The organism is Teichococcus wenyumeiae (assembly GCF_003696345.1).
In the GTDB taxonomy this organism is placed as follows: domain Bacteria; phylum Pseudomonadota; class Alphaproteobacteria; order Acetobacterales; family Acetobacteraceae; genus Pseudoroseomonas; species Pseudoroseomonas wenyumeiae.
This window is the reverse complement of record NZ_RFLX01000003.1, coordinates 387158-402239: the sequence shown is the minus strand read 5'-3', so window position 1 is coordinate 402239 and position 15082 is coordinate 387158. Positions and strand designations below refer to the sequence as shown.

Here is a 15082-nt window from a genome sequence, read left to right as displayed (position 1 = left end):
TGCGGCCACAGCCCGCAGGACATATTCCTGGCCGGGTCATTTCTCGATGAAAACGCCGGGTCAGGTCTCAGCGAAAATCAACATGCCGTCCAACGAGCGCATCGTCGACGCGCTCCGCGAGGGACTGGCCGTGTTCCGAGCAACCGCCCGCGACCGGACGCTGGACCAGATGCGCGAGGCGGTGGCGGAACACTCGCGGACGCTGCGGGAGGGACGCCGCGACCGCGGCGACACGCCGGTCTACCGCACCATCCGGATGGACGCCGAGATGCATGCAAGGCTCCAGCTGCAAGCGCACGAGATCGGTGTGAGGCTCCAGGCGATCTGCCGCCACCTGCTCGACCTCCACCTCGACCGGCATGGCAAACGCTTGGCGGAGGAGACCGCGACCACGCCCGCGACGGTGCCGTCTGATCTCTTCGCGAACCTCGACACCACGGCCTTCGCCAAGGTCGCCAGGGCGGCCCGCATGTCACGAGCGGTGCTCGGGGCTATCCGGAACGGCCAAGTGGTGAACCTGCCCACCGTTGTCGCAGCCAGGATCGGTGCCGCGATGCCGGTGCCGGTACCAGCGAACGACGTCGTCAGACACGCGGCCTCGGGTGTCCGGCTTCCCCCAGCGATGGCAGCCCGGGCGGAAGGGAAGCCTGCCGCCCGCGAGCACGGCATGTCGCTCGAGGAGGTCGCGCGCCAGGCTGGGATGCCGGAGCAGGAGATCGCGAGGATGCTGGCCGAATAGACAGGGAGCGCGGCGATGAATTCCTTCGACGCTGCGCGAATCGCGGCACGCGCCCTCCGTCAGGCGACAGCCGCAGAGGTTGCGAGGCCCGCGATCCTTGATCTCGCCGAAGCTGCGGCCAGGCACCTGGGCTTCGAGGTCACCTGGGTCGATCCCTCGAGTCCTCTACTCCACGGCACGGTCGCCTATCTCGATGCGCAGGCCGCGACGGTCATCTGCGCTAGGTCGGGCGACGATGGGGAGCGGGCGCTGCTTCTCGCACACGAGATTGGGCACGAAGCCGTCCACCGCCTCACCGCCGGGCATGACGCCCTCGTGGCGGCGGGCACCGCCAAGTCCCGGGTCCGCCTCTCCGACTACGGCCCTAGCGAGCGCCGGGAACTGGAGGCCGAGGTCTTCGCCCGGGAATTCGCGCTGCCGCGAGAAGAGGCGCGGCGCCTCTACCTGGACAATGGGCTGAACGCGGCCGCCATCGTGGCGCGGACCGGCCTGCCACGCGGGGCTGTTGAGCGGCAGCTCCTCGATTCCCTGCTGCTGCCCGACGTCGCTCCCACCCCGTCCGGCGGTGGTGTGGCGCCCGGGCTCGATTCCTCGCAGGAGGCCGCGGTGTCGCACGGCAGCGGCCCCCTGCTGCTGTCCGCCGGTCCGGGTACCGGCAAGACCCGCACGCTCGTCGCCCGGGTGCGGCGCCTGGTCGAGAGGGGCGTCGATCCGGCTTCCATCCTCGTGCTCACTTTCTCCAGGCGGGCAGCGGCGGAGGCGTCGGAGCGGATCTGCGCGGACCTGCCCGACGACGGCGCCCGGGTCTGGGTTGGCACCTTTCACCAATTCGGCATGGACCTCATCCGCAGGCATGCCGACCGGCTGAGCTTGCCGAGCAACCCTACCCTACTCGACGGCGCGGCCGCGGTGGAGGCGCTGGAGGATCTGCTTGCGACGCTCGGCCTCGTGCATCACCGGAACCTCTGGGCGCCGGAGAGGCTGCTCAAGGGTATCCTGAGCGCCATCTCTCGGGCCAAGGACGAACTCGTCAGCCCTGATCGCTACGAGAAACTGGCCGAGGCGATGCTTGCAGCTGCCGACGACCCAGTTAAGGTCGATGCGGCGGAGCGGGCAGCGGAGGTCGCCCGGGTTTACCAAGCCTACCAGGGCATGCTTCGCAACCTGGACGCGGTGGACTACGGCGACCAGGTGATGCTGCCCGCACTGCTCTTGGAGGGCGATCCAGAACTCGCCGCCGAACTGAGAGGGCGTCACCGCCATGTCCTCGTGGACGAGTACCAGGACGTAAACCAGGCAAGCATCCGCCTCCTGAAGGCCCTTGTCGGCCCGGGCGGGCAGATCTGGGCCGTCGGCGACGCTCGGCAAGCGATCTATCGCTTTCGCGGCGCCTCCTCCGCCAGCATGTCCCGCTTCAGCGAGGACTTCGGCCCGCACTTCGCGCACAGCCTCGGCGTCAACTACCGTTCCTGTGCCGAGGTCGTCGGGGCCTTCCTGGGCTTCGCCCGCACCATGGCGGCCGCCGAAGGCGCGCCCGAACCGGATCTTGAGGCGCATCGGGGGCTGGCCGGTCATGCTCCGGTCCTGGCGGTGTGTCCGGACGACGGCGCCGAGGCGGCGGCGGTCGTCGCGGCCGTGACTGAACTGGCCGGACGCGGGGTCCGGCACGGCCAGCAGGCCGTCCTGTGCCGCGGGAACGCACAGGCCGAGAAGATCTCGGGCGCCCTCGAGGCTGCGGGCATCCCGGTCCTGCGCCTCGGGAACGTCCTGGAGAGGGACGAGGTGCGGGATCTCCTCAGCATTCTGAGTCTGGCGGCCGACACGACCGGGGCGGGACTGCCACGCGTCGGGTCGCTCCCGCGCTACGGCCTGTGCCTCCAGGATGTCCGGATCGCCGCAGCCTCGCTGCGTTCGGGCGAGCGCACCGTGCTTGAGGCGCTCGGCGACCTCTGTGCCCTGACCGGCTTGTCCCCCGCAGGTGCGGCAGGTCTTGCCCGACTGCGCGAAGACCTCGCAGGCCATACCCCATTCTCGTCACCGTGGGCGATGCTTACGACGCTGATGATGGTCCGCTCGCGCTGGCTCGCGGACCTCGCGTTGGCTCCCGGCGTCGAGGGGCGGATGCGGTGCCTCGCGGTTTGGAATCTCATGGAGGCAATCCGCACCCAGCCCCCTGGAGGGTCGGGGCCACCGGTCGCGCGCTTTCTGCGACGGCTGCGGCGGCTGGCGATGCTCGGCGAGGCCGGTTCGCTCTCCGACGTTCCGGAGGCTGCTCGCGGCCTGGACGCGGTCCATGTCATGACCGTACATGGCAGCAAGGGACTCGAATTTGAGGCGGTTCATCTGGCCGGTCTCCACAACGGCGGCTTTCCGCATCCCTACAGCGCTCCGGCCTGCCCTCCGCCGCCAGGACTCGTGGACGTGGCCTCGACGACTCCAGTGGCCGACGCCGACGCCGAGGAAGAATGCCTCTTCTTCGTCGCGCTTTCGCGGGCGAGGACGCACCTCCGGCTCTACCGAAGCGAGGCGGCATCCGTGAGAAGGCGCAAGCCTTCCTCGTACCTCACCAGGGTCGCCTCCATGTTGACGCATGCGGTCGCAGCGCCCGTGGCGCCTGTCCCGGTGCCGCCGGAGGCGCACGTCGTCATCTCCTGGCCCGCGGGCGGCCCCAGCCTGGGCGCCCACCATGTCGAGATGATGCGACGGTGTCCCAGGAGGTTCCTCCACACGGTGCTCCTCGGTATCCGGGCCGCAAGGCAGACGGGGCCGTTCTCGCAGACCCATGACTGCGTGCAGCGTCTGATCAACCGGCTTGCAGACGGGGATGACGTCGCGCCGGGAGATCTCGTGAGCCTCGATGCCGTGTTCGACGGCCTCTGGCTGGACCATGGACCGCACGATCACGGGTACGCGGTGCATTACCGCGCGCTCGGTGCGCAGCTGGTTACGTCGCTGCACGACAGGCTCGAGGGGCGAGGTGGTCTCACCCCCGGGACGCACGCCGTCATCGTCGGCGCGGTGCGCGTCGTCGTGCGCGCCGAAGATGCGCTGGCGATAGACGGGGGGCGTACCCTCCGCCGCATCCGTACAGGCAGTGATCGCAGGGATGACACGGACCTGAGCGAGGTGCTGCTGCACCTTGCCGCCCGGCTGACGTCGAGCGGCGGCCCGGGTCGCGCCGAGGTGGCCAGCCTCACTGACGGGAGCGTGAGGGAGGTGGTCTTCACCGAACGCGTACTGGCGAACCGCAAGAAGAAGCTGGACGAGCTGAGCCTTCAGCTGACCGCTGGACACTTTCCTAGCGCCCCGCATGGCGAGACGTGCCCCCGGTGTCCGCACTGGTTCGCGTGCGGCCGCTTTCCGGCAGGAGATCTGGCGATCGGCGGTCACTCGGACATCATGTGAAGGTTCCTAGCGAGCGCGTCCGCTCGAAGGTAGCGTGCGGGCGCGCTGGGCGATTAACTGCCGCAGCCGCCCTGCTGGAATGGATCTTGGATCCCTGCAACTCCGGCCTGGGGGTCGTCAGGCCCTTGGTATGTAGGGCGGCAGGAGAGGCCGCCATGCCGATAAAAACCGGCGCGCTGGTCCACGGACGGGGGCGAGCTGGGCGATTGCTGCCTCGCGGGTCTTCCGGCTGCCATCGAGTGGATCGGCGTGGAATATTGGCTCTGACGCAATTCCGCTGATCAGGGCCAACTGCGTGCTTCCACCAAGCGAAGGTTGGTCTGGACAAACAGATCCGTCACCACTTTTTAAGTCAATTTAGCTGGGTTGAAAGTCTCAGAATGTCTGCCCTTGCCAAGGCTACGAGGCTCTGCAGCGAAACTGCGTCAAACCCAATCTTCCACGCCGATCCACGGCTACGGCGCTTAGCGGTAAAGGCCACCAAGAATCGGCGCCGCATCGACCCCGGGGGGAAGCTTTAACTCGGATCCAGTGACAGCAAACGCATTCTTATCCGCAATCCAGTGACACGAAGACCAATTTTGGCTTTGTAATCTCGGATCTAAGGCCTGTTAGAGCTTGAATGCTGTTCCCATGTTCTGGGTATGGCGGAGAGCAACGGCAATCAGGTTTTCACGGATGCGACCTGGGCGGTGTGGGAGCCACTGATCGAGGAGGTCAGGCCTCACGGCAAGACGCCACCGAAGAGCCTCCGACGGACCATCTCGGCCATTCTCTGGCGGCACCAGAACGGCGCCAAGTGGCGCAGCATCCCAGACGATCTCGGTCCTTGGTGGCTGGCGGCGCAGCTCTTTATCCGCTGGGCCAAGGCTGGTGTCTGGGAGCGCCTGCTGGCGCTGGTGCAGCAGCAGGGTGTAGCGCTCGGCATGACCTTCCTCGACGGCACCAATATCCGTGCTCACCACAAGGCAGCGGGCGCGGAAAAAAGGGGGCCCATGGCAGAGAGTGAGATGTGCGTGAAGCACTTGGCCGCTCTCGCGGTGGCTATGGCACCAAGGCTTGCGTGATCGCTGACGGGCGCGGGCGGGCCATCGCCTTTGCTCTCGCGCCTGGCCAGGCGCATGAACTGCCGCTCGCACCTGGTCTGCTCAACAGCCTGCCGGACGTGCCAAGGTGGATCATCGGTGACCGCGGCTATGCCTCCGATGCCTTCCGCGAGCGGATCTGGAACATGGGCGCACGTCCTGCCATTCCACCCAGGCGCACGGATGCGCCGGTCGCCTGTCCCACCTGGATCTACAACAACCGCTCGCGGGTGGAGAACCTGTGGGCGCGCCTGAAAGAATGGCGCGCCGTCGCCACCCGCTACGAGAAGACTGCCAGATCCTTCCTCAGCATCCTCTGCCTCGCAGCCGCCGCCGATTGGATCAAGATCTAACAGGCCTTAATCTTCCGTGTCGCTGTGGTGGCGGAACTAGCTGCTCTTTGAGTGCATAACGCGTTCGATCCGGCGCGCACCCGACACATAGACACCAGGCCCCAGCAGTGTTCCGCGAGCATACAGATTAACCGTGATAGGCCGTCAGTGGCCGGGTGATCGAGCGCATACCTGGAAGGGCCTTTTTTCATCGCCAATCACCAGCAATGCGCACCACGGATCCATCGATACCCACCCACTGGGAAAGGGTGCGTCACGTCTTTTCAGGGCATGCGCCTACTTTACCACCGGGACGCCACTACGACGCGGTGTCCCCAGTCTTCTAGGTAGGCCATATAAGGACAGGACATACAACGCCCCCTTCTCTGCGGCTGAGGCTGCCCTGTTCACTGGGTACGCACCTGTATCGGATACGAAAGCTGCGTCTCGAAGGTCATCGAGCTTGTACCGACGTCGTGCCCAGTCAGTAACGTCACCCACTTCCAGATCGAGTGCGTCAGCCTGCCCGGCCGTGAATAGGCTCCGGAGCCATGCAGATGTGTTCGGACCGTCCGAGGACAGGACGTCATGATCGGACGTCACCTTGAGGATGCAAAGGGTCGCAGCAGTCGGGCAAAGGCCCCGGCCAGCCGCGGATCCCTCGCAGCAGAGCACGATGTTGGCGCGATGCTGCTTTACCCGCTGGGCGCACCGACATCCCTCATCGCTCCAGAGTTCCTCCCGGGCGACCAACCAAACTGCGGTAGCGCCACCATCAGGGTAAGCAACCGCGACCTCGTGCGGATAAGACGAGTTCCAGCTGCGGTTACCGGCCGCTCGGGGACCGTCAAGTTCCAGTACTGCTACGGGGCGTCGAAGGGGGCGTCTGTTGATACGCCCTGAACTTACGTCGCTCATATTGCTCTCAGCCAGTCTCGTAACTCCATACCGCCGTGCCGCGTGCTTCCAAGGACAAAAGATGGACGATGCCGTCGCGTCAAACGCACCGGTACGCCTTCGAGCCACATCGCTGCGCTCACCCTGTCGCCACCATGCTTGGCGATCACCATCTCATGATCCCCCGGTGGGAGGGCACCAACGCCAAGAGCGACGTGCCCCGCGCCAAAGAACCTGATTGCTGCGGCCGCTTCGCGAGGCCCGAGGCCATCCAGCGGGTCGACGGGCAGGGTTCGTCCCGGGACCAGATCCGCCTCATCGTCAATGGCCAGATAGTCGCTGACATCGGGATGGGCTTGCAGCCACCGGCTGATGTCGGTCGCCTTGTCCTTAAGAAACTGACTGGCTGTCACGCAGAACCAGTCCCGATGCATGAGCTCCGCCCTGATCCCCTGTTCCAACAGCTTGCAGCGCGTTTTCCTTGGACCAGGCCGATAGCGCCAGTTTGAGGAGACCACGATCTGGGTGCCTGTCGCCTCTGCAACACGATTGACAAGTTCAACGGCCACCGGATCGAACACGGCTTCCGCTGCGATGAGCTCGGTCCCGCCCTGACCCGCCATCGTTGTCAGCTTCGCCTGCAGGCGACGGTTTGCCGGAAGCAACCAGGCGCGCCCGGATAGCAGCACACCGTCGATGTCCAGGAACAGGATGCGGACCAGCCTTGTCACGGATCACCACCGGCACCGCGTGGCCACAGATACTCTTCAGCGTGAGAGCGCATGAATTCTATGCAGGCGGATCGATCACGAACCGGCGGCGCGATGCGAAGGTGCCGAGCAGCCTTGCAGCAGGCCGCCCATAGTGGATCACGGCTCTGCTCGATCCCGGCTAGTTCGAACCACCCCGCGCGGGTGAGGTCATGAGCGAGCAGGAGATGGAACACGACCCATGCCTCCTCACCTTCCTGGCGGAGAACATGAAGCTCGAATTTCCGCCCCAGGCTGTACAGGCGGCCACTGCGCGTTCGAGCGCGACCCTCATCCAGGTCCAATGTCTCGACCTCGGTGGAGGCCAGCCAGGACAGACCATTGGTAGCCGGATGCTGAGCGGCAAATCCAAAGAGGCGGCACTCGTCATCAGTCACCGGGGCGACGCACCAGGGATCCATACGGGCCACTATCTCCCGGGAGGAGCGCATCAGGCGCCTTCAGCAGGCGGATCAAGCTTCGCCGACGAACGCTTCTGGGGGGATCTTGGCTGCTTCCTGCTTGCGCCGTGAAGGTACCGGACGAACGTGGCAGATTTCATCGCAGACGATGCCGCCCTTGTCTCCAGGCGTATCAGCGTGTCTGCTGCCTGGGCTGCGTCTCGAAGGGCGTCCGGATCGTACCGGCGTTGTGCCCAGCCGACCAAGTCAGTCACCTTCAAGTCAGAGGCTTCTGCTGATCCGGCCAGAAACAGGCTCCGGAGCCACGCAGCCGTGTTCAGGCCATCGCTCGACAATACGAGGTAACCGCGGGTCGCCTCGACGATGGAAGCGATAGCTGCCCGGGGGCAGAGACCCTTACCCGTCTTGGCGCCGTCGCAGCACAAGGGAGCAGCAGACAGGTGCTGTTCCACCTGCCAAATGCAGCGACATCCACTCTCTGCCCACGAGCTTTCGTTGGCAATCAGCCAAGCCAGCGGGGCGCCGCCATCCGGGTACGTAATCGCGACCTCATGGGGATGATGCGTATTCCAGTACCGCTGGCCTCCTGCCCGGAGACCGTCGAGTTCAAGGATTGCGATGGGGCGCCGCGACGACCAATCCAGGTTCCGTGGTGCGGGCTGCTTGCTCACAGGAGCGGCCTCCCGCCCACCCAAGTCGGAACTAATGCTGGGAGGTTGATTGCGAGAACGACAAGGTCCCACGGATCCCTGCTAGCCCCTGCTGGCTTGTAACTCTCGGACATGCGGGCCCTCGATTGTTGTCGAACCGGTGGTCATACGACCGACCGCGAATCGGACTTGGAGCGCAGAGTTGCCACACCTGCATTCTACCTTCAACAAGGAAAAGCGCTTTAAAAGCTCTCTTAGGCGTTTTCAAAGAGTTATCAGAAGGATTTTCTGGACAGCTTGGTAATTACGGGGTGTCACAGGTCCTTCGATTAGATCAGTCACCGGACGAGACGCGAGCATGCTGCCGTCGCCGCGGCTTCTTGCTGCCGCACGAATCCTAGCCAACGTGACGCAAACAGAGCTGGCTCTTCGGGCTGGCGTCAGCGTTAGCGCTCTGCGGCGGCTCGAGGTTGGAGATACGGACGCCCGCCTAAATACGGTTCTGGCGCTTACAGAAGCGCTGAGGGCATGCGGGATTGAGTTTCTGCTCGAACCATCCGCAAAGACTGAGGGCATTCGGCACACGAAGCCGCCCAGGACTACAGACAGTCCAGTCGAACCTGAGGATAGCCGAGTTCAAAGGAAGCGAGTGGGCGCGGCGCGCTCTCGGCGAAACACCACGCCCCCGTAATCGGCTAACCAAAGTTTGCTCCTGCTATCCAACTTCCATCAGCCAATTGAGATGAGCGGTAAGCGCTGTCAGGAAGCCCTACGCAACGGCGTTTGACGGCCGTTCGCCCGCTTCAGCCCAGCACCATGGCATGATTTCGTCGCAACGGCTGTCCGGTCAGCCGTTTACGGGTCGGGTCAGCAGGTCAGTTAAATGTCACTGCGGACTGACGCCGTTCAGCTTGCGGGTCTCCAGCAGCGAGGCGATGGCGGCCAAGCGGGCGCCACCATCGCCACCAGTGGCAAACAATGCGTCCTTGCGGCTGTGGCAGGAAGGGGGCGGGTCGCCAGCCGTCGGTAGCAGGCTAGCAACTATAGGCACCAGGGTAGTCAAGGATTTGATACCCCAAACCGGTTCGACCGGGCGCACTCCGGGCTGATGTATTAAGACGCTCAATCAGGACTAAATGAGCCCTCAGCCGCAAATATCGTAGCGGATCGCTTCGACGCCTTCCCCATCGACAGCCCGACGACGGGGGCCATCCATGCTTTCCATAGGAGGTGCTGGGTATCCACAGGATCGGGGGGCGCGAGCATTCCTATCCAAAAAGCGCAGCGACCCCCGATCCTGTGGATACGCGGAGGTCCCTGTGGAAAGCGTGGGTGGCGGGCGCCCGGGTTTTAAGCCTGCCTGATGGTCGGTAGCCATTGGCCCACCGAACTAAGATACCCAGATGTGCAGGTTGACGACGAGAACTTTTATAGCGCTGGAAGGCTGAAATGGTTGACTAATTTACAGAAAACAATATCGTAGCAGGCCTAGAGCAGTTCAGATAAGGGTTCGAATCCCACCCCATCCGCCACTCCGGGTTCATCGGCTGATCACAGGTGGCAGGGTATCGCGGAGCCATGCCAGCCCCACCCGGTTGGCCTGTGGCCCTGGCAGGACCCCCGGCCCGCAGAGGGAGGGCAGTTCCGGCCCCAGAATGCGGCACACTCCGGCGGCCCGCAGGCCGGCTTGCGGGTCGAAGCGCTCCTTGGTCGCGCCCCAGGCCCAGGACAGCATCAGCGCCACAACCAGCGGCTCGAAGGCCGAGCCGGTGCGGCAGAGCGGCAGGGACCATGTCCCTTTCAAGGGCCAAGCAAGCCGCAGCCCGCCGGGGGTCAGCAGATCCGCGACCAGATGCGAGAGGTAGCCGACAACCAGGGGCGCCGTGATCGGCAATGGCATCCGCCCGTCCAGCAGCAGGGCCGCACAGCCCGCCACGGCGATGAGCGAATGAGTCATGCCGCGATGGCCGAAGAGCTTGGCGCAGACCAGGGACAAGGGCCAGACCCGCTTGCCGACCCAGGACTTGGGATGGTCGATATCCGGCAGCAGAGAGCCCAGCACCGCGAGGCCGAGAGACAGGGGGTCCAACGCCGGCATGCCCAACCGCGGTGCGGCGGCGAACCATGCCGCCGCCCCTAGCGCGATATGCGAGCCCGCCATCATGACGCGTTGACAATACCCTGGTGCAGATCGCTCAAACTAGGAGTCAGGATTCATCCCTACAAGACTGATTCTTAACATTTCGCCTCGGCGACGACGCTTTCTGGCAAGAAGACCTGCAACAAGGCCCGGCTGGCGGTATGATGGCGGGCGTGAACCTGCTCTCTCCCCCCGCCGGGCAGCTTGAGATCGAGGTCGTCTTCGACCTCGTCTGCCCCTGGTGCTTCCTCGGCATCCGCCGCCTGCGCCGCGCCCTGCGCCGCCGGCCCGACATCCATGCCGAGCTGCGCTGGCGCCCCTTTCTGCTGAACCCCGATGCCGGGCCGGCCGGCATGCAGCGGCAGGACTATATGCTGCGGAAATTCGGGGGCGAGGAACGGGCCCGCCGCCTGCACAACACCATGACAGAACTGGGCAAGGCCGAAGGCATCGTCTTCCGCTTCGACCTGATGCGCCGGGTGCCGCCTTCCGTGGATGCGCACCGGCTTGTCCGCTACGCCGCCCAGCATGGCGCAGCCGATACGGTGGTGGACCTGCTGTTCGAGGCGCATTTCACCCAGGGGCACGATATCGGCGACCCCTCGGTCCTGGTTCGGCTGGCGGTGCTGGCGGGCCTGGAACGCGAGCCCGCTTGGCGCTTCCTGACCAGCGGCCTGGAAGCGGATGCGGTGCATGCGGAGAACCTGCGGGCGCACCGCCTGGGCATCAATGGCGTGCCCTGCTTCGTCATGTCCGGCCGCCATGGTGACAGCGGCGGCCACGCCATCGCCGGCGCCCAGGAGCCCGAGGTGCTGGAACGGCTGATGGATGTGGCCCTGGCCGAAGCGGCGGAGTTCTGAAGGCGGCTCAGGCCGCCTTCTTCACTTGCAGCGCCACCTTGGCCAGCGAGGCCAGCATGTCCTTCGCCGCCCGCACCCGCGTCGGCAGGTCCATTTCCCGCACCATGGCCAGCTTGTGGTCCGGCCGCAGCTTCACCAGCCCCTTCTGCGCCGTCACCCAGTTCACCAGCCCGGCGGGGTTGGAGAAATTGTTGCGGCGGAAGGTGACCACGATGCCCTTGGGCCCGGCATCCAGCTTCTCCACCCCGGCCTGGCGGCAATGGTGCTTGATCAGCACCACCTGCAGCAGGTTCTCGACCTCCGGCGGCAAGGGGCCGAAGCGGTCGGTCAGTTCGGCCGCCATGGCTTCCACCTCCGCCTCACCCGCCAGGGCGCCGATGCGGCGGTACAGGCCGAGCCGCACCGGCAGGTCGGCCACGTAGCTTTCGGGGATCAGCACCGGCAGGCCGAGATTGATCTGCGGCGTCCAGTCACGATCCTCGGCCTCGCCACGCCGGCCCTGCCCGGCCTTCAGGTTGGCGACGGCGTCCTCCAGCATCTGCTGGTACAGCTCGATGCCCACCTCGCGCACATGGCCGGACTGCTCGTCGCCCAGCAGGTTGCCGGCACCGCGGATGTCCAGGTCATGGCTGGCCAGGGTGAAGCCGGCGCCCAGGTTGTCTAGCGTCTGCATCACCGCCAGCCGCTTCTCGGCCGCGATGGACAGGCGCTGGGTGGCTGGCCAGGTGAGATAGGCATAGCCACGCTGCTTGCCGCGCCCGACGCGCCCGCGAAGCTGGTAGAGCTGCGCGAGGCCAAACATATCGGCGCGATAGATGATCAGCGTATTCACCGCCGGCATGTCCAGCCCGCTCTCGACGATATTGGTCGCCAGCAGGATGTCGTATTTGCCGTCGCCGAACTCGGTCATCACCCGCTCCAGCTCGGTGGGTGAGAGGCGGCCATGGGCCTGCACCGTCCGCGCCTCCGGCACGATCTCGGCCAGGCGGGAGGCCATCTTCGGCAGGTCCTCCAGCCGCGGCACCACGCAGAAGATCTGGCCGCCACGGAAGCGCTCGCGCTGGATCGCCTCGCGCGCCACCACGGCATCGAAGGGCATGATGAAGGTGCGCACCGCCAGCCGGTCCACCGGCGGGGTGGCGATCACGCTCATCTCGCGCACGCCGGTCAGGGCCAGTTGCAGGGTGCGCGGAATGGGGGTCGCCGTCAGCGTCAGCACATGGACATCGGCCTTCAGCGACTTCAGGCGCTCCTTGTGGGAGACGCCGAAATGCTGCTCCTCGTCCACGATCACCATGCCGAGGTCGGCGAATTCGATGCCCTTGGCCAGCAGCGCATGGGTGCCGACAACGATGTTGATGGAGCCATCCGCCAGCCCCGCCTTCACCTGCTGCGCTTCCTTGGCCGTCACCATGCGCGAAAGCTGCGCCACCTTGATCGGCAGCCCCGCGAAGCGGGCGGAGAAGGTGCGGAAGTGCTGGCGGGACAGCAGCGTGGTCGGCACCACCACCGCCACCTGCGCGCCCGTCATGGCGACCACGAAGGCGGCGCGCAGCGCCACCTCGGTCTTGCCGAAGCCGACATCGCCGCAGATCAAGCGGTCCATCGGACGGCCGGAGGCGAGGTCTTCCAGCACGTCGCCGATGGCGCGCAACTGGTCGTCCGTCTCGGCGAAGGGGAAGCGGGCGCAGAATTCGTCCCAGGCACCTTCCGGCGGCGTGGCCAGCGGCGCTTCCTTCATCTGCCGCTCGGCCGCCACGCGGATCAACTGGCCGGCCATGTCGGCGATACGCTGCTTGGCCTTGGCCTTGCGGTTCTGCCAGGAGGCCCCGCCCAGCTTGTCCAGTGCCACGCCGGCACTGTCGCTGCCGAAGCGGGAGAGCAGCTCGATATTCTCGACCGGCAGGAACAGCTTGTCCCCGCCATCGTAGATCAGCCGCAGGCAGTCATGTGGCGCGCCGGAAACCTCGATGGCGGAAAGCCCGTCGTAGCGCCCGATGCCATGGTCCTGGTGCACCACCAGATCGCCTTCCGCGATCTCGGTGGCATCGGCGATGAACTGGTCAGCGCGCTTGCGGCGGCGCGGCGGGCGGGCGATGCGCTCGCCCAGCAGATCCTGCTCGCCGGTCAGGGCAATCGCCAGCGCGGGTTCGCCCGCCGGGCCGATGAAGCCGCGCTCCACGCCATAGACCGCCAGCGCCACCACGCCGGCCGGCAGCTTGCGGGCGGCGGCCCAGTCGTCCACCGCCTGGGCGGGTACCTTGTTCTCGCGCAGCAGATTGGCCAGCCGCTCCCGCGAGCCTTTGGTCCAGGCCGCCAGCACCGGGCGCAGGCCCGACTTGGTCTGGGATTCCGCTTGTTCCCGATAAGCCGCGAAGACATTCTCGCCGGAGGTGCGGATCTCGGCATAAAGCCGTCCGGGGTGGCCGCCCGCCTCGACACCCTCGGCACCATCCGCCTTGGGGAAAGGGTCGAAGCGCAGCAGCGGCCCGCCGGAGAGCATGGCATCCCAGCCACGCCGGTCGAGGTAGAGCCGGCCCGGCGGCACCGGGCGGTAAGGCACCTCTCCGTCCCGCCCGGGGCCTTTGCGGGCCTGGTAGTGGTCCTCGATCATCTCCAGCCGGGCTTCCAGCGCATCCTCGGCCTGATGGTCGAGGCTGACGGAAGCGCCGGGGATGTAGTCGAGCAGCGTCGCCATCTGCTCGTGGAATAGCCCGGCCCAATTCTCCATGCCCGGGTGGCGCCGGCCGGCGGAGATGGAAACGTAGAGCGGGTCATCCCCCGCCGCCGGGCCGAAGAGGTCGCGATAGCCGCTGCGGAAGCGCGCGATGGAGGCGTCGTCGAGGACGACCTCGCCCACCGGGCGCAGCCAGAGTTCCTTGATCTCCTGCCCGCTGCGCTGGGTTTCGGGCGAGAAGCGGCGCAGGCTCTCGATCTCGTCGCCGAAGAGATCGAGCCGCACCGGCTCCGGCTCCCCGGCCGGGTAGAGGTCCACGATGCCGCCGCGCACGGAATACTCGCCCGGCTCCATCACCGTGGCGGCGCGACCATAGCCATTGGCTTCCAGGAAGCCTGCCAGCTTCTCGGGCCCGATCCGCCCGCCCTTCTTCAGGTGCAGCGTGGCGTTTTCGAAGGTCTCGGCCGGCGGCACCCGCTGCACCAGGGCATTCACCGTGGTCAGCACGATGCGCGGGCGGCTGCCCGGTTCCAGCAGGCGCGTCAGGGTGGCGACACGCTCGGCCACCAGCTCGCCGTTCGGGGAAACGCGGTCGTAAGGCAGGCTGTCCCAGGCGGGGAAGCGCAGCACCTCGACGCCGGGGGCGAAGAATTCCAGCCCCTCCTGCATCCGGGCCATGCGGGCATCGTCGCGGCAGACGTGCAGCACATGGCCCTTCACCTCCGCCCGGCGGCGGGCCAGCAACAGGGCGTCGAAGCCTTCCGGCGCGCCGTGGACGATCAGCGCCGTCATGCGCGGCGCGCGGCCTCAGGCACGCCAGCCCCGGGGCGGGAGCATTCTTCCTTCATTCGCGCCAGCATAGGCGTCATGACCTCCGCAGGAATGGGGCTGCGGCCGGTGAGCCATTCGGTCAGGTCCACATCCAACAGGTCCAGAACGCCTTCCAGTTCATCCAGTTCCGCCTCGGTGAAGGCGGCGATGTTGTTGGCCACGAAGGTGCCGATCATCAGGTCGGCCTCCTTGGTGCCGCGGTGATGCGCGCGGAAGAACAGCCGCCTGCGGCGTGGGGAAAGTTCGGTGGAGGAATTATCTGGTTCGGACATGTCGGCGCCTCTTGAGGCTGGCA

11 protein-coding genes are annotated in these 15082 nt (G+C 66.1%); 6 read left to right on the top strand and 5 right to left on the bottom strand.

Features of this window, described 5'->3' with window-relative positions:
• The 3 genes from EBE87_RS07265 to EBE87_RS07255 all read left to right on the top strand — a co-directional run.
• The coding region (locus tag EBE87_RS07265) for a hypothetical protein (RefSeq protein WP_233553134.1) at nucleotides 1-739 on the top strand (739 nt) is incomplete at its 5' end.
• A gap of 15 nt (nucleotides 740-754) precedes the next feature.
• A complete protein-coding gene (locus EBE87_RS07260; RefSeq protein ID WP_120637615.1) occupies nucleotides 755-4144 on the top strand; it encodes an ATP-dependent helicase in 3390 nt (1129 codons plus the stop codon).
• Between the two features lie 644 nt (nucleotides 4145-4788).
• Nucleotides 4789-5582, top strand: a protein-coding gene (locus EBE87_RS07255; protein ID WP_408887701.1) for an IS5 family transposase whose coding sequence is annotated in 2 segments (ribosomal slippage) — nucleotides 4789-5152 and nucleotides 5152-5582 — 795 coding nt in all. Because the reading frame shifts where the segments join, the coding sequence is not laid out codon by codon here.
• Between the two features lie 893 nt (nucleotides 5583-6475).
• Here the strand turns inward: EBE87_RS07255 and EBE87_RS07250 are convergent.
• Nucleotides 6476-7189 carry an HAD domain-containing protein gene (locus tag EBE87_RS07250; RefSeq protein ID WP_120637614.1) on the bottom strand — a complete coding sequence of 238 codons (714 nt, stop codon included), beginning with the start codon at nucleotides 7187-7189 and terminating at the stop codon, nucleotides 6476-6478.
• A 191-nt stretch (nucleotides 7190-7380) separates the two neighbouring features.
• Here EBE87_RS07250 and EBE87_RS07245 point away from each other — a divergent pair, with 191 nt between their 5' ends.
• Complete coding sequence (locus tag EBE87_RS07245; RefSeq protein WP_122139946.1) at nucleotides 7381-7740, top strand: hypothetical protein; 360 nt, start codon at nucleotides 7381-7383, stop codon at nucleotides 7738-7740.
• An 897-nt stretch (nucleotides 7741-8637) separates the two neighbouring features.
• Complete coding sequence (locus tag EBE87_RS30460; protein ID WP_120637613.1) at nucleotides 8638-8970, top strand: helix-turn-helix domain-containing protein; 333 nt, start codon at nucleotides 8638-8640, stop codon at nucleotides 8968-8970.
• Between the two features lie 195 nt (nucleotides 8971-9165).
• Here the strand turns inward: EBE87_RS30460 and EBE87_RS07235 are convergent, their stop codons facing one another.
• Complete coding sequence (locus EBE87_RS07235) at nucleotides 9166-9330, bottom strand: hypothetical protein (RefSeq protein WP_199707247.1); 165 nt, start codon at nucleotides 9328-9330, stop codon at nucleotides 9166-9168.
• Nucleotides 9331-9819: 489 nt separating this feature from the next.
• Nucleotides 9820-10440 (bottom strand): metal-dependent hydrolase, encoded by a 621-nt coding sequence (locus tag EBE87_RS07230; protein WP_233553135.1) that lies wholly within the window; start codon nucleotides 10438-10440, stop codon nucleotides 9820-9822.
• A gap of 152 nt (nucleotides 10441-10592) precedes the next feature.
• On the opposite strand from EBE87_RS07230, the gene EBE87_RS07225 reads away from it, so the two are divergent.
• On the top strand, nucleotides 10593-11279 hold the full coding sequence (locus EBE87_RS07225) for a DsbA family oxidoreductase (protein ID WP_408887700.1): 687 nt from the start codon (nucleotides 10593-10595) through the stop codon (nucleotides 11277-11279).
• A gap of 7 nt (nucleotides 11280-11286) precedes the next feature.
• On the opposite strand, the gene mfd is transcribed toward EBE87_RS07225, so the two are convergent.
• Together mfd and EBE87_RS07215 are read right to left on the bottom strand one after the other, a co-directional pair.
• Nucleotides 11287-14748, bottom strand: a complete 3462-nt coding sequence (gene mfd / locus EBE87_RS07220; protein WP_120637611.1) for a transcription-repair coupling factor — start codon at nucleotides 14746-14748, stop codon at nucleotides 11287-11289.
• Nucleotides 14745-15059 (bottom strand): succinate dehydrogenase assembly factor 2, encoded by a 315-nt coding sequence (locus EBE87_RS07215; protein ID WP_120637610.1) that lies wholly within the window; start codon nucleotides 15057-15059, stop codon nucleotides 14745-14747. The genes mfd and EBE87_RS07215 overlap by 4 nt, the downstream gene beginning before the upstream one ends.
• Between the last annotated feature and the right edge of the window lie 23 nt (nucleotides 15060-15082).

Bases quoted from the DNA above. Each gene is read 5' to 3' on its own strand.
- EBE87_RS07260 (WP_120637615.1), top strand. From the start codon at position 755: ATGAATTCCTTCGACGCTGCGCGAATCGCGGCACGCGCCCTCCGTCAG.
- EBE87_RS07245 (WP_122139946.1), top strand. From the start codon at position 7,381: ATGAGCGAGCAGGAGATGGAACACGACCCATGCCTCCTCACCTTCCTG.
- EBE87_RS30460 (WP_120637613.1), top strand. From the start codon at position 8,638: ATGCTGCCGTCGCCGCGGCTTCTTGCTGCCGCACGAATCCTAGCCAAC.
- EBE87_RS07230 (WP_233553135.1), bottom strand. From the start codon at position 10,440: ATGGCGGGCTCGCATATCGCGCTAGGGGCGGCGGCATGGTTCGCCGCC.
- mfd (WP_120637611.1), bottom strand. From the start codon at position 14,748: ATGACGGCGCTGATCGTCCACGGCGCGCCGGAAGGCTTCGACGCCCTG.
- EBE87_RS07215 (WP_120637610.1), bottom strand. From the start codon at position 15,059: ATGTCCGAACCAGATAATTCCTCCACCGAACTTTCCCCACGCCGCAGG.